The sequence below is a fragment of the Leeuwenhoekiella marinoflava DSM 3653 genome (assembly GCF_900129005.1).
Classification (GTDB): domain Bacteria; phylum Bacteroidota; class Bacteroidia; order Flavobacteriales; family Flavobacteriaceae; genus Leeuwenhoekiella; species Leeuwenhoekiella marinoflava.
Genome location: NZ_FQUN01000016.1, coordinates 33,508 through 56,495, shown reverse-complemented (window position 1 = coordinate 56,495; position 22,988 = coordinate 33,508). Strand labels below are relative to the sequence as shown.

The 22,988-nt window shown below is 37.3% G+C and carries 22 protein-coding genes and 1 pseudogene; 12 read left to right on the top strand and 11 right to left on the bottom strand.

Going from position 1 to position 22,988, the window contains the following annotated elements; all coding sequences use genetic code 11:
* Positions 1 to 62: 62 nt before the first annotated feature.
* The gene (locus BUB91_RS14745; RefSeq protein ID WP_073100058.1) at positions 63 to 1,169 is read right to left on the bottom strand and encodes an adenylate kinase; all 1,107 of its coding nucleotides are present in this window, start codon (positions 1,167 to 1,169) and stop codon (positions 63 to 65) included.
* A 242-nt stretch (positions 1,170 to 1,411) separates the two neighbouring features.
* Between BUB91_RS14745 and BUB91_RS14740 the strand changes: the two genes are divergently transcribed.
* From BUB91_RS14740 to BUB91_RS21650, 4 genes are all read left to right on the top strand, one after another.
* Positions 1,412 to 2,569: a 5-(carboxyamino)imidazole ribonucleotide synthase gene (locus tag BUB91_RS14740; protein ID WP_073100057.1), complete on the top strand. Its 1,158-nt coding sequence runs from the start codon at positions 1,412 to 1,414 to the stop codon at positions 2,567 to 2,569.
* A 6-nt stretch (positions 2,570 to 2,575) separates the two neighbouring features.
* On the top strand, positions 2,576 to 3,055 hold the full coding sequence (gene purE / locus BUB91_RS14735) for a 5-(carboxyamino)imidazole ribonucleotide mutase (RefSeq protein ID WP_073100056.1): 480 nt from the start codon (positions 2,576 to 2,578) through the stop codon (positions 3,053 to 3,055).
* A gap of 193 nt (positions 3,056 to 3,248) precedes the next feature.
* Positions 3,249 to 5,282, top strand: coding sequence for a M3 family metallopeptidase (locus tag BUB91_RS14730; RefSeq protein ID WP_073100055.1), 2,034 nt, complete (start codon positions 3,249 to 3,251; stop codon positions 5,280 to 5,282).
* A gap of 3 nt (positions 5,283 to 5,285) precedes the next feature.
* Positions 5,286 to 5,657, top strand: a complete 372-nt coding sequence (locus BUB91_RS21650; RefSeq protein ID WP_073100054.1) for a TIGR04104 family putative zinc finger protein — start codon at positions 5,286 to 5,288, stop codon at positions 5,655 to 5,657.
* Here BUB91_RS21650 and BUB91_RS14720 read toward each other — a convergent pair.
* Positions 5,623 to 6,849 carry a glycosyltransferase family 4 protein gene (locus tag BUB91_RS14720; protein WP_073100053.1) on the bottom strand — a complete coding sequence of 409 codons (1,227 nt, stop codon included), beginning with the start codon at positions 6,847 to 6,849 and terminating at the stop codon, positions 5,623 to 5,625. The two genes, BUB91_RS21650 and BUB91_RS14720, sit on opposite strands and share 35 nt — an antisense overlap.
* Positions 6,850 to 6,932: 83 nt before the next feature.
* Here BUB91_RS14720 and BUB91_RS14715 point away from each other — a divergent pair, with 83 nt between their 5' ends.
* The 3 genes and pseudogenes from BUB91_RS14715 (at position 6,933) to BUB91_RS14700 (ending at position 8,663) form a co-directional block, all read left to right on the top strand.
* Entirely contained in the window at positions 6,933 to 7,436 is a 504-nt protein-coding gene (locus tag BUB91_RS14715) for a GbsR/MarR family transcriptional regulator (RefSeq protein WP_073100052.1), read from the top strand.
* A 413-nt stretch (positions 7,437 to 7,849) separates the two neighbouring features.
* Positions 7,850 to 8,226, top strand: a pseudogene (locus tag BUB91_RS14705) (hypothetical protein).
* Positions 8,223 to 8,663 (top strand): hypothetical protein, encoded by a 441-nt coding sequence (locus BUB91_RS14700; protein WP_073100050.1) that lies wholly within the window; start codon positions 8,223 to 8,225, stop codon positions 8,661 to 8,663. Before BUB91_RS14705 ends, BUB91_RS14700 begins: the two are co-directional and overlap by 4 nt.
* Positions 8,664 to 8,712: 49 nt before the next feature.
* Here the strand turns inward: BUB91_RS14700 and gcvP are convergent, their stop codons facing one another.
* Positions 8,713 to 11,562, bottom strand: a complete 2,850-nt coding sequence (gene gcvP, locus BUB91_RS14695; protein ID WP_073100049.1) for an aminomethyl-transferring glycine dehydrogenase — start codon at positions 11,560 to 11,562, stop codon at positions 8,713 to 8,715.
* A gap of 123 nt (positions 11,563 to 11,685) precedes the next feature.
* On the opposite strand from gcvP, the gene BUB91_RS14690 reads away from it, so the two are divergent.
* Positions 11,686 to 12,513 carry a UbiA prenyltransferase family protein gene (locus BUB91_RS14690; protein WP_073100048.1) on the top strand — a complete coding sequence of 276 codons (828 nt, stop codon included), beginning with the start codon at positions 11,686 to 11,688 and terminating at the stop codon, positions 12,511 to 12,513.
* Here the strand turns inward: BUB91_RS14690 and BUB91_RS14685 are convergent.
* Both BUB91_RS14685 and BUB91_RS14680 read right to left on the bottom strand, forming a co-directional pair.
* Positions 12,469 to 12,732 (bottom strand): hypothetical protein, encoded by a 264-nt coding sequence (locus BUB91_RS14685; protein WP_073100047.1) that lies wholly within the window; start codon positions 12,730 to 12,732, stop codon positions 12,469 to 12,471. The genes BUB91_RS14690 and BUB91_RS14685 overlap by 45 nt on opposite strands.
* A gap of 3 nt (positions 12,733 to 12,735) precedes the next feature.
* Positions 12,736 to 13,287: a sigma-70 family RNA polymerase sigma factor gene (locus BUB91_RS14680; protein ID WP_073100046.1), complete on the bottom strand. Its 552-nt coding sequence runs from the start codon at positions 13,285 to 13,287 to the stop codon at positions 12,736 to 12,738.
* Between the two features lie 161 nt (positions 13,288 to 13,448).
* On the opposite strand from BUB91_RS14680, the gene BUB91_RS14675 reads away from it, so the two are divergent.
* Entirely contained in the window at positions 13,449 to 13,970 is a 522-nt protein-coding gene (locus BUB91_RS14675) for a class I SAM-dependent methyltransferase (RefSeq protein WP_073100045.1), read from the top strand.
* The gene (locus BUB91_RS14670) at positions 13,967 to 14,815 is read left to right on the top strand and encodes a glycosyltransferase family 2 protein (protein ID WP_073100044.1); all 849 of its coding nucleotides are present in this window, start codon (positions 13,967 to 13,969) and stop codon (positions 14,813 to 14,815) included. The genes BUB91_RS14675 and BUB91_RS14670 overlap by 4 nt, the downstream gene beginning before the upstream one ends.
* Here the strand turns inward: BUB91_RS14670 and pafA are convergent.
* The gene (gene pafA, locus BUB91_RS14665) at positions 14,807 to 16,450 is read right to left on the bottom strand and encodes an alkaline phosphatase PafA (RefSeq protein WP_073100043.1); all 1,644 of its coding nucleotides are present in this window, start codon (positions 16,448 to 16,450) and stop codon (positions 14,807 to 14,809) included. The two genes, BUB91_RS14670 and pafA, sit on opposite strands and share 9 nt — an antisense overlap.
* A 116-nt stretch (positions 16,451 to 16,566) precedes the next feature.
* Here pafA and BUB91_RS14660 point away from each other — a divergent pair, with 116 nt between their 5' ends.
* Entirely contained in the window at positions 16,567 to 17,304 is a 738-nt protein-coding gene (locus tag BUB91_RS14660; RefSeq protein ID WP_073100042.1) for an MlaE family ABC transporter permease, read from the top strand.
* Positions 17,304 to 18,074: an ABC transporter ATP-binding protein gene (locus tag BUB91_RS14655; protein WP_073100041.1), complete on the top strand. Its 771-nt coding sequence runs from the start codon at positions 17,304 to 17,306 to the stop codon at positions 18,072 to 18,074. Before BUB91_RS14660 ends, BUB91_RS14655 begins: the two co-directional genes overlap by 1 nt.
* Here the strand turns inward: BUB91_RS14655 and BUB91_RS14650 are convergent.
* From BUB91_RS14650 to BUB91_RS14630, 5 genes are read right to left on the bottom strand one after another with little or no spacing between them, the layout of a single operon-like run.
* Positions 18,071 to 19,504 (bottom strand): DUF389 domain-containing protein, encoded by a 1,434-nt coding sequence (locus BUB91_RS14650; protein WP_073100040.1) that lies wholly within the window; start codon positions 19,502 to 19,504, stop codon positions 18,071 to 18,073. The genes BUB91_RS14655 and BUB91_RS14650 overlap by 4 nt on opposite strands.
* Positions 19,505 to 19,510: 6 nt before the next feature.
* Positions 19,511 to 20,605, bottom strand: coding sequence for a mannose-1-phosphate guanylyltransferase (locus BUB91_RS14645; protein ID WP_073100039.1), 1,095 nt, complete (start codon positions 20,603 to 20,605; stop codon positions 19,511 to 19,513).
* Positions 20,606 to 20,623: 18 nt separating this feature from the next.
* Positions 20,624 to 21,220, bottom strand: coding sequence for a SprT-like domain-containing protein (locus BUB91_RS14640; RefSeq protein ID WP_073100038.1), 597 nt, complete (start codon positions 21,218 to 21,220; stop codon positions 20,624 to 20,626).
* 3 nt (positions 21,221 to 21,223) lie between these two features.
* The gene (locus BUB91_RS14635) at positions 21,224 to 21,907 is read right to left on the bottom strand and encodes an SDR family NAD(P)-dependent oxidoreductase (RefSeq protein ID WP_073100037.1); all 684 of its coding nucleotides are present in this window, start codon (positions 21,905 to 21,907) and stop codon (positions 21,224 to 21,226) included.
* On the bottom strand, positions 21,900 to 22,952 hold the full coding sequence (locus BUB91_RS14630) for a M28 family metallopeptidase (RefSeq protein ID WP_073100036.1): 1,053 nt from the start codon (positions 22,950 to 22,952) through the stop codon (positions 21,900 to 21,902). The genes BUB91_RS14635 and BUB91_RS14630 overlap by 8 nt, the downstream gene beginning before the upstream one ends.
* Positions 22,953 to 22,988 lie beyond the last annotated feature (36 nt).

Sequence of the window (22,988 nt, the reverse complement as noted above, 5' to 3'; positions counted from 1 at the left end):
TTGCTAATATTCAATATTTAGAACTATATATTCAAAGCCCGCAAACTTTAAACGCTAAACACTTAAAGCTTATCTATAACGGAGCTTAAACGTGTTGTGATCTCATTAATTTCACCTACACCGTCCACTCCGTAATATTTATCTTGTTTCTGGTAATAGCCTTTTAAGATAGCAGTCTCATCATAATATACTTTAATTCGATTACGTATCACAGCCTCATCTGCGTCATCTTTTCTACCAGAAGTTTTACCGCGCTCTAAAAGACGCTTTACTAGGATCTCATCATCCACTTCAAGTGCAATCATTGCTGCGACCTGAGTTCCTTTTTCTTCTAAAAGTGCATCTAGAGCTTCAGCTTGTGCAGTTGTTCTTGGGAATCCGTCAAAAATGAATCCGTTAGCGTCTGGTGTTTTATCTACTTCGGCGCTAAGCATATCTATGGTAACCGTATCTGGCACTAACTGACCTTTATCAATGTATGATTTTGCCAGAGTACCCAGTTCGGTTGCATTTTTAATATTGTATCTAAAAACATCTCCTGTAGAAATGTGAATTAGGTTGTATTTTTCTTTTAAAAAAGAGGCTTGTGTACCCTTACCTGCTCCCGGAGGGCCGAACAATACCAGATTTGTCATTTTTGTGGTTTTAAGTTTATAAATCGCATTGAGGTTACGCCCCAAACCGTTATAATCTAAGCCATAACCTACGATAAAATCACTAGGAATCTCAAGGCCTACGTAATGTATTTTATATTCTTTTGTATAAGAACCTGGTTTAAAAAACAAACTCGCAATGCGGTATTTGTTAACCCCGGCAGTTACCATCATTTGGGTGATCTTCTCAATAGTATTACCACTATCTACGATATCTTCAATTACAACAACCTCACGCTCCTCAAGATCTGCCTCAAGCGGAATATGCGTTTGTACTTGTCCCGTACTTGCCGTACCATCATAAGAACTCATCTTAATGAATTCTATCTCACAGTCTCCTTCAAAACGGCTTAGAAGTTCGGTTGCAAATTTGTAAGCCCCATTGAGGACTACCAAAAAGACAGGTTGCTTACCTTTAAAGTCCCTATTGATGGCTACCGCAACCTCATCGATTGCATGGAGTAATTCTTTTTCAGAAATATACTCTTGAAATTGGAGTCCGTTTAATGTAATCATGGTTGGTATGATAGTCGTTTAAACTAAGCTGCAAAGATACATATTGTTAATGAATATCATTATGAGCCCCTTTCAATTACATAAGCAAGCTGAAAATAAAAATCTATTGGGTTTTAATCGAAGTATTTCGGTAAGCGCTTCGGCAATCTGTGTGTAAAAAGTTACTTTTGCAAGATAAATTTTAGACGGTAACCCCTTTATTATTTAAATCTCGAATACCGAGTAAAAAAGACACTATTTTAATGACATCTTATTTTTCTTCAGATTTTAAACTTGCCATTCTAGGCGGTGGTCAACTGGGCAAAATGCTCCTTTATGAAACACGCAAATTTGATATTCAAACTCTGGTTTTAGACCCGAATCCTGAAGCTCCTTCTCGACTTGCTGCAAATTATTTTGAGCAGGGAGATTTAATGGATTTTGAGACGGTCTATAATTTTGGAAAACAAGCCGATGTGGTCACTTTTGAGATTGAAGCTGTAAATGTAGATGCGCTTGAAAAGCTGGAAGCAGACGGAATTAAAGTGTATCCCAGCCCACAAACTTTGCGCAAAATTCAGGATAAAGGAATTCAAAAAGATTTTTACACTGAAAAAAATATACCAACTGCTCCCTACAAACATTTTGCTAAACTTGAAGACTTGAAGCTTGCCATTACTGCAAATCAAACGAGTTTTCCATTTGTATGGAAAAGCTGTCGCGGTGGTTACGATGGTAAAGGAGTTCAAGTTGTACGTTCTCAAGGAGACCTAGATAAACTTACAGACACCCCTTGCATTGCAGAGCACATGATTCCGTTTAAGAACGAACTGGCAGTTATTGTAGTTCGTAATACTAAAGGTGAAGTAAAAAGTTATCCGGTTGTAGAAATGGAATTTCATCCCGAAGCCAATCAGGTTGAATATGTGATTTGTCCGGGACGTATAGATGATAAAGTAGCAGCAAAAGCACGAGAAGTTGCCACTCAGGTTTCTGAAGCTTTTGAACACGTAGGTTTGCTGGCTGTTGAGTTGTTTCAGACCGAAGAGGATCAGATTCTGGTTAATGAAGTGGCTCCAAGGCCTCACAACAGTGGTCATTATAGCATAGAAGGAAGTTACACCAATCAGTTTGAGCAACATTTACGTGCGGTTTTAAATCTTCCGTTAGGAGAAACCGAAAGTAAAATTGGTGCAGTAATGGTAAATCTTGTAGGTGAAGAAGGTTTTACTGGAGATGTCTTCTATGAAAAAATAGAAGATATTATGGCGCTTAAAGGCGTTACTCCTCACATCTACGGAAAACGAGAGACTAGACCGTTTAGAAAAATGGGTCACGTTACCATAGTGAATAGTGATCTTAGCGAAGCACGCAAAATCGCTGAAGAAGTTAAAAAAACAATACGAGTAATTACAAAATAAAAAACAATGGTAGGAATCATAATGGGAAGCACCAGTGATATGCCGGTGATGCAAGCTGCAATAGATATTCTTGAAAACTTTGGTATAGCTACTGAGGTAGACATCGTCTCTGCTCACCGCACACCAGACAAACTTTTTGATTACGGCAAAAATGCACACCAGCGCGGTATTCAAGTAATTATTGCAGGTGCGGGTGGCGCAGCTCATCTTCCGGGAATGATCGCTTCGTTATCACCTTTACCGGTTATTGGAGTTCCTGTAAAATCTCGCAATTCTATAGACGGTTGGGATTCTGTACTTTCAATATTACAAATGCCAGGCGGCGTTCCTGTAGCAACTGTTGCTTTAGATGGTGCGCAAAATGCAGGTATTCTTGCTGCTCAGATTCTTGGAGCTTCAGATGCTGTCATTCGCGAGAAAGTGATTCAGTATAAAACCGGCTTAAAAGATAAGGTTATAGAAGGTGCCGCTTCGATTAAGAAATAAAAAAAGAGCAGCTAAAAGTAGCTCAATATAGAAGTGTCAAGGTAAATTAAAGTATTTATTAACCATTCTAAATAGTATTAATCAAACCCTTCTACAAATCTATTCTAGTTTTTCCTATATTAAATATTATAATATTCGACAAAAATAGCATCACTCCAGCTTAAATACTTATTCTTAAAAAAACTATAAGAAATTGAAAGATTCAGAAAATAGATTACTTAAAAATTTTGATATAGCACCTTTTGATGCAATTCAAGATGCTGACTATAAACCGGCTATTGAGCAAGCTATAAGAGAAGCTCGTGAGGAAATTGACCTAATTGCAAATTCTACTGAGCCTGCAACTTTTGAAAATACGATAGCTGCTTTAGACTATGCGGGCTATAAGTTAGATCGTGTCACCAGCGCTTTTTTTAATATAAACAGTGCTGAGACGAATGATACGATTCAAAAAACGGCTCAAGAAGTTTCTCCTTTATTATCAGAGTTTTCTAACGACATTACGTTAAACGAAACTTTATTCAAACGTGTAAAACACGTTTTTGACGCTAAAGATTCACTAAATCTAAACAGAGAACAACAGGTTCTTCTGGAAAAGAAATACAAAGGTTTTTCCCGTAATGGAGCAAATCTTCCTGAAGATAAAAAAGCACGCTTACGCGAAATAGACACTAAACTATCTAAACTGGCGCTTACTTTTGGCGAGAATATTTTAGCCGAAACCAACAAGTTCGAACTGCACATTACAGATGAAACTGATCTTGCAGGGTTGCCGGAAAGCACTGTAGAAAGTGCCGCACAAACTGCTGAAGAAAAGGAAAAAGAGGGTTGGGTTTTCACTCTGGAATACCCCAGCTATATTCCTTTTATGAAGTATGCTGAAAATCGCGAACTGCGTAAAAAAATGGCAATTGCTTTTGGTGCAAAAGGTTTTCATAATGATGAGTTAGACAATCAGGAGCATGTTTTAAATATTGTAAACCTGCGTCACGAACGTGCAAATTTGCTGGATTATAAAACACATGCACATTTTGTACTTGAGGAGCGTATGGCAAAAACTCCTGAGAATGTTGAGCGTTTTTTAGAAGAGCTACTTGAGAAAGCAAAACCTGCAGCAGAGCTAGAATTTAAACAGCTGGAGAACTTTGCTAAAGAACGAGATGGGATAGCGCAGTTGCAGAAATGGGACAGTGCTTTTTATTCTGAAAAGTTGAAACAACAGCTTTTTGAATTGGATGACGAATTGCTGAAACCGTATTTCAAGCTCGAAAATGTAATAAATGGGGTATTTACCGTTGCTAAAAAATTATACGGATTACGTTTTGTCGAGGTCTTTGATGTTCCTAAATATCATAAAGATGTAAAAACCTATCAGGTTTTTGACGAGAAAGACAATTTTGTAGCGCTTTTTTATGCTGATTTTCATCCGCGTGCCGGTAAACGTGGTGGTGCCTGGATGACACAGTTTAAAGGCCAATTTATAAAAGATGGTGTTAACGAAAGACCCCATGTTTCTAATGTGTGTAACTTCACCAAACCTACCCCATCAAAACCTTCTTTACTTACGTTTAATGAGGTAACTACTTTGTTTCACGAGTTTGGTCACGGCTTGCACGGGATGTTAGCAAACACTACGTATCCTAGTTTATCTGGTCCGTCTGTGTTTTGGGATTTTGTAGAATTGCCGAGTCAGGTTTTAGAAAACTGGTGTTATGAGCCTGAAGCCTTAGCGCTTTTTGCAAAGCATTACGAAACCGGAGAAACCATCCCGATGGTTCTGATTGATAAAATTAAAAAGGCTGCCAACTTTCAGGAAGGCATGCAAACCTTGCGTCAATTGAGTTTTGGTCTGCTAGATATGTCTTGGCATGCAACAGACCCTAGCGGAATTACAAATGTGAAAGCTCACGAAGCTGCGGCTTTTGAGGGAACAAAACTATATCCTGATGTAGCTGAAAACTGTATGAGTGTAGCGTTTTCTCACATTTTTCAAGGTGGATACTCTAGCGGGTATTACTCCTATAAATGGGCTGAAGTTCTGGATGCAGACGCATTTGCATACTTTAAAGAAAATGGTATTTTTAATAAAGAAGTTGCAGACCAATTTAAAAACCATATACTTTCTCAAGGTGGCACCGAAGACCCGATGGTCTTATATAAGCGCTTCCGCGGAAAAGAACCCAATCCTGAAGCTTTATTAAAAAGAGCGGGATTGATTAAATCGTAAAGAATGGCTCAATGTCCTAATTGCAATAACAAATTGAACTCAAAAAGCATCTACAAAAGTTTTCTGAGTTATAAAGGTTATCCATATATTGAATGTAAAAGCTGCGGAGCTTCAGTTTTTCATAAGAGCAAAAACAGACTTTACGGCGGTTTAACAGCTGCGATCTCAATACTTGTAGCCTGTCTATACTTTAATTTTAAAAATCCAAGTGTAGAAAATGTATTAATAGGAATTGCTCTGGCTGCTGTTGCACTTTTATTGAGTTCTATTCTTATAATTTCTCTTTTGCAATTTGCAAAAAAACTAAAAAAACCTCCTAAGAGCAATTCTTTTAGGAGGTTTATTTATTCTTCTCTTCAATCCATTTACTCATAAATTTTGAAGCTTGTAGCGATTGATGCCAAAGTATAGCTCCGGTAAAATTCGACTGGCGATTCTGTTCTAAATGCTCCAACAACTCCGTTATTTTTGAATGAAAAACGCGTAGCCAATAACTTTGTTGAAAACGTTTATTTACAATTTCAACTCCATTTTGCTGGGCTTTTGACCAGGCTTCGGGGTCTTTATAAAGGCTGACTGCAGCATCAGCAAAATCACTAAAATCATCAGTTACGTTTCCATTAAATTCTAAATTACCGTGCATGCCCTCAGCTCCCACTTTTGTCGTCACCGCAGGAGTTCCACACTGCATCGCATCAAGCAGTTTTCCTTTTAAACCGGCTCCTGTTAACAATGGAGCTAGTAAAACACGTGCATCTTCAATAACCTTGTGCGCACTTTCGGCTCTACCTAACACGTAGAAATTTTCTTTAGGATTGTGTAATTGGGTATGTTTTTCTGCTGGATACGAACCGTAAATACACATTTCGGCTTCAGGTAGTTGTTTACGAATTAAGGGCCAAATTTCAGTTTTTAAATACCGTACCGAAAGCCAATTGGGTTCATGTCTAAAATTACCAATGGTCACAAAATGCTTTCGTTTCTCAAAAGGCTTCCAATTTGAGACAATCTCATCAGAAATAGGGTAAACTAGAAAAGGCAAATAGAACACTTGTTGATCCGGAACTTTAAAAAACTCCTTCAGCAGCTTCATTTCAAATCCCGAAATAACTAACGTCAAATCACAGCGATAGATACTCGCCAGTTCGCGCTTTGCAAAATCATTGTGCGAATACTTTTCAGAAAAAGGTTTGCCTGCTTTTAAGGCGGCTTCACGACCTTTTCTAAGTCCGTGTAAGTCTATTGTTTCTAAAATTCGTATTGCATCGGGACACTGCTCTTTAACCCGCCAGCCAAATTGTTCTTCTATTACGAACTTATCAAAAACCACAATCTGAGGATTTAAATCCCTTATGTACGCATCAAAACTGCTGTTATTGAGTTGGATAATTTGTTCTGCTACATTATTTTTCGACAGGTCTTCCGATAACGGTGTTTTACGTGCTGCGCAGGCAAAATGTACCTCAGCATTCATATTTTGAAAGGCTTGGATCAATTGCATAATACGGGTTCCTGCTGCAGAAGAAACCGGCTCTGGCCAGAGATTGCCTAAGAAGAGTACTTTCATAACGCAAATATAGCTTTACCTCACGAATTAAAATAAGTTTCAATAAATATTGAAACTTTAAAAATAAATACTATATTTGAAATATGGAATTCAAAGAAGCAAAAGATCAGTTTTTACAAACCTGGGGAGCATTAGGTTCTCAGTGGGGAATTAATAAAACGATGGCTCAGATTCACGCACTTTTGATGATATCACCAGACTCCCTTTCTATGGAAGAGGTAATGGAAGAGCTACAGATATCTCGTGGAAATGCCAGTATGAACTTACGCGGTCTGATAGACTGGGGCATTGTTTACAAAGAGTATAAGCCCGGGGAACGCAAAGAGTATTTTAAAGCAGATCAAGATATTGACTCGCTTGCTCGTAAAATTGCTATCGAACGTAGTAAACGAGAAATTAAACCCGCTTTACGTGTGCTCGCTGATGTAAAAAACTTTGACGACAACCCAAGTAATGAAGCTCAAAAGTTTAAAATGAAAACCGAAGAGCTTTATGAATTTGTTAGTAAGGCAGATACCATGCTTGGTAAAATAGTAAATCAAAAAGAGAATTGGATTACTAAAACCATCATGAAACTCATGAGTTAGTATATTTTTTTAAATATTAATTTCAATATTTTCTGAAAGTTTAAAAATAACAAAATGAATTATAATCTTCTATCCTATAGTATTTACACAATTCTGATGGTGATCATTATCTACAGCATCGGCAAGACGTGCTATACTTACGGTAAAGCTTTCATTTTAAATGCTATTCAAAACGAAGAGCTTACGAACAGAATCAATAAATCGCTTTTGGCAGGTTACTATTTACTAAACATTGGATTTGTAATATTTACTATACAGGGTTGGCCGGAAATTGTGAGCCCTTTAGACATCACAAATAAGATAAGCATATACGTTGGCTCTTTATTATTCGCACTCGCGTTACTTCACTATTTCAACATTTATTTTATAACCCATTTACTCAAAAAAATTATCAATCATTAATTCAATTACTTATGGAAACTTCAAAAATTCTAGTCGGTTATTTTATCTACCTATCACAATTGCGCTAACTCTTTTTGTATCAAACATACTTTTCAAAAATGGCAGCTTGTTTATGATAGATATTTTTAAAGGGAAGGAAGAAATTGCTTTAGCTACAAACAAACTCTTTAAAGTAGGATTCTATCTTTTAAACATAGGTTTTGCTCTGCTAATTATGGAGATTCATGACTATGGCTTTGATGACACCTATCAAAATTTAGCCGAAGTTTTAAGTTCTAAAATTGGCGGATTTACGATCTATTTAGGCTTAATGCTATTCTTCAATATGTTCTTATTCTTTAGAGGAAGAAAAAAATCAAGAAAAACCTTGAAAACTCAACAGTTATGAAACTCCGAGAAAAAGCTGCAAAAGGAGGGATTTTACTGGCTACATTTGGTCTCATATCGTTTTTAGCTATAATGCATTTCTTATTTGATTCTTTCGATTATGTTTTTAAAAAGGAAATTATAGGCTTCTTTTTGATAGCTTGTATAATTAACTACACGGTAAGTATTATTGTAAGTAACTGGTGCTTAACAGCTATATTGAATGGTAAAAATTCAAAATTGATGGGCTTAGCTTTTACATTGTTGTCTTTAGGAATATTTTCTCTGCTATTCAATATTCCTTATTTTATATATGAATGTATTACTAATACCAAATACATTACAGATCACTTAACCATTCTATGGGCCTCTCCTGTCTATTGTTTTATTATGGGTTTTATTCCCGCAGTTATAATTGGAATACCATACGGACTTTATCTTGATGACGATCTGTTATAAAACAAAAAACCCCGCATTTGCGGGGTTTTATCATGCTTATCTTAATAAATTATGCTTCCATATATTCTTCAATAGGAGCACACGTACAAATTAAATTACGATCGCCATACGCATCGTCAACACGACGTACTGTAGGCCAGAATTTATTATCTGCAACGTATTCTAAAGGATACGCAGCTTGCTGACGGCTATATGGGAAATCCCAAGTCTCTGCCGTAAGCATATGCATGGTGTGTGGTGCATTTTTTAGCACATTATTTTCATCATCTGCAGTAGCCTTATCAATCTCTTTTCTGATGCTAATCATCGCATCACAAAAGCGATCTAATTCCTGCTTGCTTTCACTTTCGGTAGGCTCAATCATCATTGTACCTGCAACCGGGAAAGAAACTGTAGGTGAATGGAAACCATAGTCAATTAAACGCTTAGCGATATCAACCACTTCTATTCCATTTTCTTTAAAGGGACGACAGTCTATAATCATCTCGTGAGCTGCACGACCTTTTTCACCAGAATACAATACTTCAAAAGCTCCTTTTAAACGCTCTTTAATATAGTTTGCGTTGAGAATAGCTGCTTCGGTAGACTCTTTTAAACCAGCTGCTCCAAGCATTTTGATATACGCATAACTGATCAAACAAACCAAAGAAGAACCCCAAGGTGCTGCAGAAATCGCAGAAATCGCTTGCTTCCCTCCTGTCTTAATCACCGGGTTTGTAGGTAAGAACGGCACCAATTGTTCTGCCACACAAATAGGCCCTACACCAGGACCACCACCTCCGTGAGGAATAGCAAAAGTCTTGTGTAAATTTAAATGACAAACATCTGCACCAATTTGTCCAGGATTGGTTAAACCTACCTGAGCATTCATATTAGCCCCGTCCATATAAACCTGACCACCGTTATCATGAATGATTCCGGTGATTTCCTGAATTGCACTTTCATAAACTCCGTGAGTTGATGGATAGGTTACCATCAATGCAGCTAAATTAGCTTTATGCTTTTCGGCTTTTTCACGTAAATCAGCTACGTCAATATTACCGGTCTCTGTTGCTTTAGTTACTACAACCTGCATACCCGCCATTACAGCACTTGCAGGATTGGTTCCGTGTGCAGAAGAAGGAATCAAGCAAATGTTACGATGTGCTTCTCCTCTACTTTCGTGATATGCCTTGATCACCATCAAACCGGCATATTCGCCTTGCGCACCCGAGTTAGGTTGCAACGATGTTCCAGCAAAACCAGTGATCTCGGTAAGTTGGTCTTCTAATTTCTTCAGCACTTCCTGATAACCGCCTGCTTGTTCTACCGGTACAAATGGGTGAATACCGCCCCAGCGTGCATCACTTAACGGAAGCATTTCTGCAGCAGCATTCAATTTCATCGTACAAGATCCTAAGGAAATCATACTGTGATTGAGCGATAAATCTTTACGTTCTAAACGCTTGATGTAACGCATCAGTTCCGTTTCTGAATGATAGCTGTTAAACACCGGATTGGTCATAAAATCAGTTTTACGACTTAAAGCTTCCGGGATTGCTTTGTTTTCAGCTAAACCTTCTAAATGCGTAAACTCTTTACCCAAAGCTTCAGCAAAAACAGCAATAATCTTATTCAGATCAGCTAGACTAGTTGTTTCATTTATAGAAACTGAAACCGTATCTGCATCCGGATAATAAAAATTGATCTCATTAGCCTCTGCAAACTTGCGTACATTTTCAGCATCTGTCTTCACTCTGATGGTATCAAAGTAGGCAGAATTCAATTGATATAAACCTAGATTTTCTAAAGCATCTGCAAGTGTTGCTGCTGTTCTATGAATTTTAGTAGCGATATATTCCAAACCTTTAGGACCGTGATATACGGTATACATACCAGCCATAACAGCTAATAAAACCTGTGCGGTGCAAATATTTGATGTTGCTTTATCTCTCTTAATATGTTGTTCACGAGTTTGAAGCGCCATACGCAACGCACGGTTTCCATTACGATCTTTGGTTACCCCAATGATTCGCCCCGGAATGTTTCTTTTAAATTCTTCACGTGTTGCAAAATAAGCTGCGTGTGGCCCACCGTAGCCTAACGGAATACCAAAACGCTGTGTAGTACCAACAACAACATCTGCGCCTAAATGACCCGGTGCTTCTAACAGCACCAAACTCATAATATCTGCAGCAACGGCTACTTTAATATCTGCTTCTTTTGCTTTGGAAATAAATCCTGCGTAATCGGGAATCTCTCCTGAAGCTGAAGGATATTGCACTAAAGCACCAAAAAAGTCAGAACCAAATTCAAACTCTTGCGCATTACCAATAACCAACTCGACACCTACAGGAAGTGCTCTGGTTTCTAACACAGAAAGAGTTTGTGGTAAAACTTCTTTATCTACAAAAAACTTAACAACATCATTCTTTTTTTGATCCCGAGTACGAACTGCTGCCAATAAAGTCATTGCTTCTGCAGCTGCTGTAGACTCATCTAATAAAGATGCGTTTGCAAGCTCCATCCCGGTTAAATCGCTTATCATCGTCTGAAAATTAAGCAAGGCCTCCAGACGCCCCTGAGCAATCTCTGCCTGATAAGGCGTATAAGCGGTATACCAACCTGGATTTTCTAAAATATTACGTTGAATTACCGCAGGAATTTTTGCCTCATGGTAACCCAAACCGATATAGGTTTTAAACAGTTTATTTTTGTTTGCTAAAGCATTTATATGCGTGGCATACTCATACTCACTCAATGCAGGCTCAAGATCTAATGCCTTTTTTAATCTAATTCCGTCAGGGAGCGTTTCATAGATTAATTGGTCCATTGTATCTACGCCCAAAGCTTTCAGCATTTCACCCTTTTCCTCTGGTCTTGGCCCTATATGCCTTAAAGCAAAAACATCTGTTCTCATATACAAATTATCTGTGTTTAGAATGGCGCAAAATTACAATATCAGTTAAGAATATAACCACATGTGATTACGAGTTTTTCAACCACTTATACCACTTATCAACACATAACTTATATTTGCGAGATGAAAGGGCTTAAAAGCATTTTTGACTTTTACATCAACAGCAGTATTCACGTGGCTTTATCTGTTGTTTGTCTTGCTCTTATAAGCCAAAAAGAATTGAATCTTCTTCACGAGCAAAACTTCAATTGGTTCCTTTTTTTTGGAACAATAACCGGCTATAATTTTGTAAAGTATGCAGCATTAGCAGGTTTACATCACCGCAACCTTACAGAGCGCTTAAAGAGCATACAGATTTTCTCTGTTTTTTGCTTTATCGCACTAATCTATCTTGGAGTTCAATTTGAATTTCAATTTTGGATCTTTTGCTTACCACTGGCACTTTTAACCTTACTCTACGCATTACCCTTTTTACCGCATAAAAAAAACTTACGCATGATCCCTACGCTTAAGATTTTTATAATAGCAGCGGTCTGGGCAGGAGTGAGCGTGTATTTACCTGTTGTATATAATTTGACCGACTGGTCTATAGAGGCTACGCTATTAACAACTCAACGGTTTTTACTCGTTTTGGCGCTGATTATTCCGTTTGAGATACGAGATTTTAATTATGATGCTTCGAACTTAGGGACGCTTCCGCAATTATTAGGCATAAAAAAAACCAAACTATTTGGTCTTTTGATGCTTACGGCATGTGTAATCTTAGGAATTTTTAGAGAGAGCTGGTTTAGTTCAACTAGCATTCTTCATTTTATAATGTTAGGAATTACTGGTTTTTCAATAGTAAAAGCCAAAGCCTATCAACCTGCTTATTACGCGTCTTTTTTTGTGGAAGGAATTCCTACGCTATGGTTTCTGCTCTATTTTATCTTTAGCGAGTTCACGTGCTAATTCTCCTTTAAGACGCTCTTTACATTTTTCAGGCATTTGCTGGCATTTAGGATCTTTCAAAAGCTTTGTGAGTTTTGTATTACGCTCTGAATATTCAGAACACGGTTTACAAATAAGCTTATGAAAACGCATATTCAGCCTTTCAAAAAAAGACGCATCTTCATATTGGCACTTATCACAAAGGTGCCCGGCTTTTTTACAATCTACAAATAGTTTCATAATTTATAACCAGTTTTCTTCTAAGCAACTCGCAAGCGCTGTACGGGCTCTGTGTATGATAACCCACAAATTAGACGGTGTAATATCAAATTCTTTACAAATAGTTTCAGTATCCTGACCTTCTATGGTTTTTTTCTTAAATATAGCTGCCTGTTTTTCAGGTAATTTATTTAGACAAGCATAAATAGCTACACCCAATTCGGTGTTTTCTAAGTCATCTTCTGCTGTACGATCAAAAGGATCTGCCACACGTTCTTCTAACCAATCACCGGTTTCGTCATCGCTAGAATAATTCATCCTAACCTCAGCTTTACCTTTATTAGAGTTTATCTTTCGGTAATAATCAATGATCTTACGCTTTAAAATCGAAATCAGCCACGTTCGCTCACTGGCTTCTCCTTTAAAATTTTTCATAGATTTTAACCCGGCTAAAAAAGTCTCTGAAATAATATCTTCAGCAACCTCTTTATCATTCACCTTAACAATTGTATAATTGTAGAGGTAATCTGAATATTTGTCCACCCATTTTTGGGGATCAAGTTGGTGGTTTGCCATAATTGTTAAATCTGTCGTATCAACAAGTGGCAAATTTACACAATTCTCATCAGCAAGCTTCAGCTAATTTGAGATTCACCTTTCTCCCTTTATTATCATTTTAAAATTTCAGCGAAACACTTAGAATCACTTACTTTTGCGAGGTCTTTAAATTAAAAACCGTGTACGAAAAAACGTTTCCCAATAAACGCTACGCCAAAACAGCCCAATTTTTAAACGAAGTTTTACCCCAAAAAAGCTCTGTTTTAGATCTTGGTATTGCCAATCCTTTTTCTGAAATCATGAAAAAAGAGGGCTATACGGTTACAAATACCAGCGGTGAAGATTTGGATTTAAACACAAATGCCGTAAAAAACACGACAGTAGATGCTGTTACTGCATTTGAGATTTTTGAGCATTTACTGGCTCCATTTAATGTTTTAAAAGCTATTGAAGCAGATAAACTGGTTGCCAGCATACCGTTGAAATTATGGTTTTCTCCAGCTTATCAAAGTAAAACAGACAAATGGGATAGGCATTATCACGAGTTTGAAGATTGGCAGTTTGACTGGCTTTTAGAAAAGGCAGGCTGGGAAATCAAAAAGCGAGAAAAATTCACACATCCTGTAAAAAAGCTAGGCTTTAGACCTATACTAAGACTTTTTACACCACGATATTATTTAGTTTACGCTGAGCGAAAATGAGAATTATCATCATCATACCAGCTTATAACGAAGCTGCACTAATAAGCAAAACGCTAGACTCACTACTTGCCCAAACTTTTTCTGCGGAAAAAATTATAGTGGTTGATGATGGTAGCACAGACGAAACGCCACAGGTTGTAGCATCTTACGCAGCAAAACACAACAGCATTCAACTTGTTCAAAAAAATTCTGAAGCGGCACACCTACCCGGAAGCAAAGTCGTGCAAGCCTTCAATTATGGATTAAAACATTTAGATTTCGATTACGACTTGCTTTGCAAATTTGATGCAGACCTTATTTTCCCGGAGAATTATTTAGAGATTGTAGCTGAAGCATTTCAAAACAATGAAAAATTGGGTATGTACGGCGGTTTTTGCTATGTAGATCGTAACGGTTCTTGGGAATTAGAAAATCTTACCAATAAAGATCACATTCGTGGTGCGCTTAAATGCTATCGCAAAACTTGCTTTAACGCCATAAACGGACTAAAAACTGCAATGGGTTGGGATACTTTAGACGAGCTTCTGGCACAATACCATGGCTGGGAAGTTCAAACTAATGAAAACTTACAGGTAAAACATCTAAAACCCACAGGCCACACCTACTCTTCTAAAGCGAAGTACAAACAAGGTGAAGCGTTTTACGGCATGCGTTACGGGTTGTCACTAACAACTATCGCTTCAGCTAAACTGGCTTTTAGAAAGAAAAGCTTAAGTCTTTTTAAAGACTACCTCAACGGTTATTTTAAGGCACAAAAAAAACACCTTCCATTTTTAGTAACTAAAGAAGAAGGTGCTTTTATACGTAAACTCCGTTGGAGTAAAATCAAACAGAAATTATTCTAGAACTTCAGTGATCACGGTTCCTGTGGTTCCGTTAGGATCTTGCAAACCTAAAAGAGCAGCTACCGTAGGAGCTATATCAGTTATAACCGTTTGATTATAAGTATGTCCTTTTTTCACTCCGTTTCCGAAGAATAACAAGGGCACATGCGTGTCGTAGCTATATGGAGTTCCGTGAGAAGAACCTGTATGACCGCCTGTTAAATACCCGGGATCAAGAACAAAAAATACATCTCCACTACGCTCCTGATCAAAACCTTTTTGAACAAGTGCAGCAACACCAGAATCATATGAACCTTGTTCCATCTGAGCTCGTGTATATACCTTGCTTATGCTTTTGTACTGTAGCGCAAAATGCTTGATCTCTTTTTGTAAAGATTCAGCATCAATCGTTTCGTCTGCCAAAACAGTGTATCTAAAAAATACCTGATCGTTAGAAATATCTTCAATCAAATCATCACGTCCGTATTTTTTTGATATAAAATCATTAAGCTCCTCTCTAAAGCTACGAATATCAAAATATCCAGAAGGAATTTTTACATTACTTAAAAATGCCGGAACGTGAACCGCGGCGTGGTCTGCTGTTAAGAACACAGAATAATTCCCTTTACCTACTTTCTTATCAAGCGCTTCAAGAAGTTTAGCAAGCTCTATATCTAAACGCACATAAGTATCTTCAATTTCTTTTGAATTTACACCGAAGTTGTGCCCTACATAATCTGTACAACTATAACTCACAGCAAGAAAGTCTGTATCATCATCCTGACCTAAATCTTCCCCATCAAGCGCAGCAATTGCAAAATCTGTAGTGATAGAATTTCCGTAAGGTGTAGATTTAAGAATGCTGTACCCTCCGTTTTCTTTTCCTAATTTCTTTAGATCATAAGGAAATGTAGCAGTTTCTTTTCCTCTAAAACCACCTTCATAATCATTAAGATCGCTTCCGCTTTCAATATATTCTTTGATCGGTTTATAGGTATCCCAATCTTTCATATAAGCTTTAGCTGGCTTCTTTTTGTTGAAGTTTTTTACCCATTTAGGAAGTTCTTCCATATAATATGTGCTGGTGATAAAAACACCTTCATCTCCTCCTTGAAACCAGTATGCAGCATTAGCTGTATGACCAGCAGGAAGTATTGCACCACGATCTTTAACTGAAATTCCGATGGTTTTACCACGCATCTGAGTGTGTAACCTATTCTGATCAGTTATTGTTGATGTTCGCATACGTCGAGGTGACATTTGCCCAACACCTACATTATCTGTACCCACTGAAGCTACCGTGGTATCCTCGGCACAATACACATCTTTTTTCTCAAACTTGTTATACCAGCTATTTGATATAATACCGTGATTTTGCGGCGTAGTTCCCGTGTAAATTGAAGCATGACCGGGAGCCGTTTTAGTTGGCATATAATTATAATGGTTATTCTGGCAGTTAAAGCCTTCATTCTGCAGACGCTTAAAACCGTCTTCACCATATTGATTATCGAATCTCGTGAGGTAATCATAACGCATTTGATCTACAACAATCCCCACAACAAGCTTGGGTTTTTCTGTATTTTTTTGACCAAAGGACGATGCACTTGCCAAGATAACTAAACCAAATGCGAGTGACTTTAAGAGTGTAAAATTCATTCTATTTATTTTTTAGACACACAAAGCTAAAGCATAACAGGCAAGATGTAAGTTTAAGTTAATCTTAAATATGCATCCCACCTATTTTTGCTATTTTTAGAGCTGAAAAAATAACTATGGGATACCTGAGAGAGATAGGTCTTTATATTATGATGCTTAAAGGTGTTTTTATCAAACCCACCAAAACATCAGTCTTACGTAATTTGATCCTAAAAGAAATAGACGACCTTATAATAGGTTCTTTAGGTATTGTATGTTTTATCTCTTTCTTCGTGGGCGGAGTTGTAGCTATACAAACAGCCTTGAATATGGATAACCCTATTCTTCCTAAATCTTTGATAGGTTTTGCATCAAGACAATCTATAATATTAGAATTTGCTCCTACATTTATTTCCATTATTATGGCCGGTAAAGTAGGTTCATTTATCACTTCAAGTATAGGTACAATGCGGGTTACTGAACAAATTGATGCATTAGAAGTGATGGGGATCAACTCGCTGAATTATTTGGTTTTTCCTAAAATAGTAGCGATGCTTTTTTACCCGTTTGTTATTGCAATCGCAATGTTTCTAGGTATCCTGGGCGGATATACCGCAGCAGTTATGGGCGGATTTGCAACCGGAGATCAATTCATACAAGGGCTTCAGGAAGATTTTGTTCCTTTTCAATTGGTTTACGCATTTATTAAAACTTTTGTTTTTGCGCTTTTATTGGCAACCATTCCTTCTTATTTTGGATATTATATGAAAGGTGGAGCTTTAGAAGTAGGTAAAGCAAGTACCACATCTTTTGTGTGGACCAGTGTATTTATCATTCTCTCAAATTATTTAATAACCCAATTACTCTTAAGTTAATGATTGAAGTAAAAGAATTAAAGAAAGGATTTGGGGGAGATGAATTGGTTTTAAAAGGAATTTCCACAACTTTTGAAAAAGGAAAAACAAACCTCATCATTGGACAAAGTGGCTCGGGTAAAACCGTGTTTTTAAAATGCCTATTAGGACTTTTTAGACCTACTGAAGGAAAAATACTTTATGATGGGCAGGCTTATTCTGAACTTTCTTCTGAAAATCAGCGAACCTTGCGCGAGCAAATGGGAATGGTTTTTCAAGGCAGTGCGCTTTTTGACTCGATGTCTGTTGAAGAAAATATTATGTTTCCGCTTAAAATGTTTACCAAACAACGCAAAGCAGAACGCAGAGAACGTGCTAACGAGGTTATAAAACGGGTGAACCTGATTAATGCAAACAACAAACTACCTTCTGAAATTTCTGGAGGTATGCAAAAACGGGTAGCCATTGCGAGAGCCATTGTAAACAACCCTAAATATTTATTCTGTGATGAGCCTAACTCAGGTTTAGATCCTCGCACAGCAACGCTTATAGACAACTTAATTCAAGAAATTACACACGAGTATGAAATCACAACTATCATCAATACGCATGATATGAACTCGGTGATGGAAATAGGTGAAAAAATTGTTTTCCTTCAAAAAGGACATCTCGCATGGGAAGGTTCTAAAGACACCATTTTTAGAGCAGACAACGATGATGTCACAAACTTTGTATACTCTTCAGATTTATTTAAAAAAGTAAGAGAAGCAGTTATTAAAGATTCTAATTAATAGCGTGCAATTGCCAGCGTATCTAGTTTGTATTTGAGTTTCAACCAAGCTTTAAGTTTTGTTTCTTCTTTACGCTTTGAACTTTCTGACAAAGATGATTTCCAAGCTACCATAAATGTAGGGATGGTGTCAGATTTCTCAAAATTGGTATTTATCGTATTAGAAAAACCGAAACGATCAATATCATCGTAATTTATATGTACTTCCTGACTTAAACTACTAAAAGGTAAAGCCGAAGCCTTAAGTCGCGTGAGTTCTTCTTCTAATAATTTAATCTGTTGATTCTTATCAGAAAGAGCCTGCTGATTATTCACATATAAATCCTCTAAAATCCCAGATTTCACTGCGCTTGATAATTGCTCTGCCATTTGAGAAGATTGGTCAGACCCTTGATGGATTTTAAGTTGTGCTTCACTCAAAAGATTATCTTCTGTTAATTTAGAATACCATTCATTGATTTTATCTTTAGGAACGAGTGCTCCAATCAAATAAACATCTATCCTTTTTGATTTATAGTCTTGCGAAAATTTTACAACCTCTGCCCCTTCATAACGAATTATATTCGTTACATAATCTTTAGTCGCAGAGGTAAATACTTGTTCTTTATATAATTTGTAAAACAAATACAAACTAGGAATCATCACGATAAGCGCTATCAAAGACGCCATTTGTGTAACAAAACGACGACGTCTTGAATTTGCATATTTCACCATCGGAAAACTCAAAAACTTCGCAACGATAAAAGTTGATAAAGCAATAAATACCGCGTTGATAGAAAATAAATAGAAAGCTCCTGCGTAGTATTGCCATTCTCCCATTGCCAGACCATAACCCACAGTACATAATGGAGGCATTAAAGCCGTAGCAATTGCCACACCAAAAATAACACTAGCGATAGTTCCTTTTTTAGTTTTTGCTACAATGAGCGCAAGACCACCAAAGATCGCTACAAGCACATCAAGAATTGTTGGATAGGTTCTTGCCTCAAGCTCTGGGGTTAACTCCGAAATAGGCGAAACCGCAAAATAAAGAGTAGCAGTAAGCACACTTAGAATAATCATCACAGCCAGGTTAATAAGCGAGCGTTTTAAAGTCTCAATATCATTAATCGCTAAAGAAAGTCCGATGCCTACAATAGGCCCCATAAGAGGAGATATAAGCATCGCACCAATAACAACTGCCGTACTGCTTACATTAAGCCCAATAGAAGCCACAAAAATCGAAAATATAAGAATCCAGGCGTTATGCCCTTTAAAGGAAATATCTTTCTTAACAGCTTCAATCGTGGAGTCTCGATCTGTATCGCTACGAATATCTAAAAGCTCTGATAAAAAAGTTCTTCCACTTTTAAAAAGGCTCTTCGCATCTCTGCGAACAGCCTCATTAGATGCAGATCCCTCCGCTTCCGGGTTTTGCGATTTGTTTTCCATCATTATTTATACAAGATCATCTCCATATTTCTCCTGAACAAGCGCTCTCATAATTTTCACATCTTGTTCTTTAGACTTCGGCATAATCACCAAAACCTCTTTACTATCTACTACAATATAATCTTCGAGTCCGTCGACTACTACGACCTTACCCTTTTCAGAACGAATAAGATTACCTTTTGAGTCGCGATTAATAACTTTAGCATTGACGATTACATTATCTTCAGCATCTTTTTCTAAATTATCGTATATAGCTCCCCAAGCACCAAGATCACTCCAATCAAAAGTCGCCGGAATAACTCCCACGTTACCACTTTTCTCTAATATACCGTAATCAATACTGATGTTTTCAGCTTTCTCATAATTCTCCTGAATAAAAGCTTCTTCTTTTTCAGTATTCAAAGCTTCATATCCAGAATTAAAAAGTGTATACATCTCCGGAAGATATTTCTCAAAAGCTTCTATAATCGCTTTTGCGCTCCATATAAAAATACCCGCATTCCAAGAGTAGTTACCTTCTGCAAGAAACTGTTTAGCAGTCGCATAATCTGGCTTTTCTTTAAAAGCCTTTACATTTTTAATAGCAGAATCACTAGACTCATACTGAATATAACCATAACCGGTATGTGGAAATGTAGGCTCAATCCCTAAAGTAACCAACAATTTTTCTTCAGAAATATCGGTTTCACAAGCTTTAAAAGCGGTTTCTAGATCCGTTAAAAACGCCTTCTCATCCTCTATCCAATGATCACTTGGCGCTACTATCATCACCCCTTTCGGGTTAGCCTTATAAATCTTCAGCGCGGCTAGTAGAATACAAGGTGCAGTATTACGCATAGCAGGCTCTAAAACAATATTCTCATCCTTTACCTTTGGCAATTGCTCATTTACTAATGTCTTGTATTTTTCATTAGTTAGAACCAAAACGTTATCTGCAGGAACCGTTTGAGACAAACGACCAAAAGTGCGTTCTATAAGAGTTTCTCCTGCTCCTAAAATATCGTGAAACTGCTTTGGGTAATTAGCTTTACTCAGTGGCCAAAATCGGGAACCAACTCCCCCAGCCATAATGATTGCATAGTAATTTTTGTTCAATGTCATCTGGTATGTTATTGTTAGTTACTTAAGTAATTCAACCTCGGCGTTAGGTTGAAATAAATAAATTTTACCGGTGGCAGTCTCTTTGCACTCATAGCGCTTGATTCTTCGAGTGCCTTTTTGAAAAATTTTACCATTGTAAATTTTAAAAAGACTACCAGTCGGAATTTCAAATATATAGCTTTTATCACTTGGTGGATCAAAACCCTTGAGAGCTAACGATAATTTAGCATCTGTATCACTGCTTGCTTTTGGATTTTTGAAGTGATTTGCAATTACAGGCAATAATTGCTTCGGAAAAATTTCAGGTCGTATAAAAGGGAGCATTAAATTTTGAAAAGTATGTTTCCACTCTTTACCGTGTGGCTTAATCCTATGTCCATACTTTTTAAACGCTACAAGATGTGCTATCTCGTGTATTAATGTAATTAAAAAGCGATATGAGTTGAGATTGGTATTTACCGTAATTTGATGTCCTCCGTCTGCCAATCTTCTATAGTCACCATGACGAGTCACGCGCTCATCAACAATTTTGAGATAAACCCCAAAACTTTTAATGAGTTCAAATACCGGATCTACAGCTTGCTCAGGTATGTATTTACCTAAAATCTCTTTCATAGTTTAGGGTGTAGAAGCCGAAACCTGCAACACTTTACCATTGTAAAATTTATTTCCCGTCAATGCAAAATCAGCGATATAAGCAGCCATCCCCTCAGCTGAAATCGGCGCTTGGTAACCCGGAAAAGCTTCTTCTAACATTTCAGTTTGCACAGCTCCAAGGGCTAATACATTAAAAGCTATCTGATGCTCTTTATATTCTTCTGCAAGCAATTCGCTCAAAGTAATAACCGCACCTTTACTAGAGCTATATGCAGCTAAGCCCGGAAACTTCATACTCCCTTGAATTCCTCCCATACTACTTACCGTAACAACGTGTGCTCCAGCTTTCATAAACGGCAGTATTATTTGGGTAAGAGATGCTACTCCAAAAACATTCACATCGTAAACCGTTTGAAAATCAGTAACGGAAAGATCTGCAAAAGGCTTATTTACCAATGCTCCAGCGTTGTGAATCAAAACATCAACCTCACCCCAATTGTCTTCGACAAAAGCTTCAACTTTCTGAAGGTCTACTGATTGCGTAATATCAAATGAAAAACTTGAAATTCCATCTAAATTTAAGGCATTTACAGAATCGTCTTTTCTAGAAAGCGCTAACACCTGATGACCTTGCTGAGCAAGCTGTTGCGCAAGCTCCAAACCAATTCCTCTACTTGTACCCGTTAGTATAATCTTTTTACTCATTCCAAATAATTTCGTGTTCGCTACTGTTTGTCATCCCTTCAACGCCCGGTATCAGCTGATTAACAACATTTGCAATATGCTCAAAATCCATTATTGATGCCTCATCTCCTACCTGATGGTAATGATCAAAGTTTGTAAAATCAAATGTAGAAACGGTCTGAGCAGGAATTTTAAATTCCTCATAAAATGCATAATTATCGCTTCGCTTAAATAAGCTATACTGTTTTGCCTGAGGTAAAAAGCCCATTACTTTTGCACCTGCATAAGCATTAAACTTCTGCGCCATACTACTATTCTCATAACCGGTTAAATAAACCGTGTAGTCCTTATCATTCATAGGGACTCCTATCATCTCTATATTAAACATCACATAAGGGTTGATATCGGTTGTTTTCAATCTTTCAGCTAAATGCCCCGAACCCAATAAACCTAATTCTTCAGCAGAAAATAAGGCAAAAATTATACTACGCTTATTTGTTTTTGCTTTCGCGAAATATTTAGCCAACTCAATAACCGCTGAAGTTCCTGATGCATTATCATTTGCTCCATTTGCAATCGTATCTCCGTTTACAGCTTCAGCTGTTCCTATGTGGTCATAATGCGCACCAATAACCACAAATTCCTTTTTCAATTTAGAATCTGTTCCCGGAAGCATCGCTACAATGTTATAACCATCAACTCCTTTAGCATTGAATTTATCTCTGTAAGAAGTGAAATAAGATTGTACTCCGGCGTCTTGAAACTGCTTTATAATATAAGTTGCTGCTTCGTCAATACCGGCAGTTCCTGTTTTTCTACCATTTAGAGCATCTGAAGCCAAAAATTCAATATGCTGTTTTATAGCCGAAGCACTCACTTCCTTTTTAAAAGAAACCGTAGCTGGATTGGGAGCAACAGAAGTCTTAATTATCTCTGAAGCATTTTTTGAAACTTCATAAGCCTGCGATGCGTCTGCTGCAGATTTAGCATTCACCTGACGAACATCCGCCTGAGTTCCGCAAGCAACGATTGCAAAACCCAATAAACCATAAATTATTGTTCTCATACGTTCAATATAAAAAAACCCATCATAATTTGACGG

What these genes read in the sequence shown, in the direction of transcription:
- BUB91_RS14630 (WP_073100036.1), bottom strand. Translation starts at nt 22,952, where the DNA reads ATGAGAACAATAATTTATGGTTTATTGGGTTTTGCAATCGTTGCTTGC.
- BUB91_RS14700 (WP_073100050.1), top strand. Translation starts at nt 8,223, where the DNA reads ATGAAACTCCGAGAAAAAGCTGCAAAAGGAGGGATTTTACTGGCTACA.
- BUB91_RS14745 (WP_073100058.1), bottom strand. Translation starts at nt 1,169, where the DNA reads ATGATTACATTAAACGGACTCCAATTTCAAGAGTATATTTCTGAAAAA.
- BUB91_RS21650 (WP_073100054.1), top strand. Translation starts at nt 5,286, where the DNA reads ATGGCTCAATGTCCTAATTGCAATAACAAATTGAACTCAAAAAGCATC.
- gcvP (WP_073100049.1), bottom strand. Translation starts at nt 11,562, where the DNA reads ATGAGAACAGATGTTTTTGCTTTAAGGCATATAGGGCCAAGACCAGAG.
- BUB91_RS14685 (WP_073100047.1), bottom strand. Translation starts at nt 12,732, where the DNA reads ATGAAACTATTTGTAGATTGTAAAAAAGCCGGGCACCTTTGTGATAAG.
- BUB91_RS14715 (WP_073100052.1), top strand. Translation starts at nt 6,933, where the DNA reads ATGGAATTCAAAGAAGCAAAAGATCAGTTTTTACAAACCTGGGGAGCA.
- pafA (WP_073100043.1), bottom strand. Translation starts at nt 16,450, where the DNA reads ATGAATTTTACACTCTTAAAGTCACTCGCATTTGGTTTAGTTATCTTG.
- purE (WP_073100056.1), top strand. Translation starts at nt 2,576, where the DNA reads ATGGTAGGAATCATAATGGGAAGCACCAGTGATATGCCGGTGATGCAA.
- BUB91_RS14650 (WP_073100040.1), bottom strand. Translation starts at nt 19,504, where the DNA reads ATGGAAAACAAATCGCAAAACCCGGAAGCGGAGGGATCTGCATCTAAT.
- BUB91_RS14645 (WP_073100039.1), bottom strand. Translation starts at nt 20,605, where the DNA reads ATGACATTGAACAAAAATTACTATGCAATCATTATGGCTGGGGGAGTT.
- BUB91_RS14655 (WP_073100041.1), top strand. Translation starts at nt 17,304, where the DNA reads ATGATTGAAGTAAAAGAATTAAAGAAAGGATTTGGGGGAGATGAATTG.
- BUB91_RS14635 (WP_073100037.1), bottom strand. Translation starts at nt 21,907, where the DNA reads ATGAGTAAAAAGATTATACTAACGGGTACAAGTAGAGGAATTGGTTTG.
- BUB91_RS14660 (WP_073100042.1), top strand. Translation starts at nt 16,567, where the DNA reads ATGGGATACCTGAGAGAGATAGGTCTTTATATTATGATGCTTAAAGGT.
- BUB91_RS14640 (WP_073100038.1), bottom strand. Translation starts at nt 21,220, where the DNA reads ATGAAAGAGATTTTAGGTAAATACATACCTGAGCAAGCTGTAGATCCG.
- BUB91_RS14720 (WP_073100053.1), bottom strand. Translation starts at nt 6,849, where the DNA reads ATGAAAGTACTCTTCTTAGGCAATCTCTGGCCAGAGCCGGTTTCTTCT.
- BUB91_RS14670 (WP_073100044.1), top strand. Translation starts at nt 13,967, where the DNA reads ATGAGAATTATCATCATCATACCAGCTTATAACGAAGCTGCACTAATA.
- BUB91_RS14740 (WP_073100057.1), top strand. Translation starts at nt 1,412, where the DNA reads ATGACATCTTATTTTTCTTCAGATTTTAAACTTGCCATTCTAGGCGGT.
- BUB91_RS14680 (WP_073100046.1), bottom strand. Translation starts at nt 13,287, where the DNA reads ATGGCAAACCACCAACTTGATCCCCAAAAATGGGTGGACAAATATTCA.
- BUB91_RS14690 (WP_073100048.1), top strand. Translation starts at nt 11,686, where the DNA reads ATGAAAGGGCTTAAAAGCATTTTTGACTTTTACATCAACAGCAGTATT.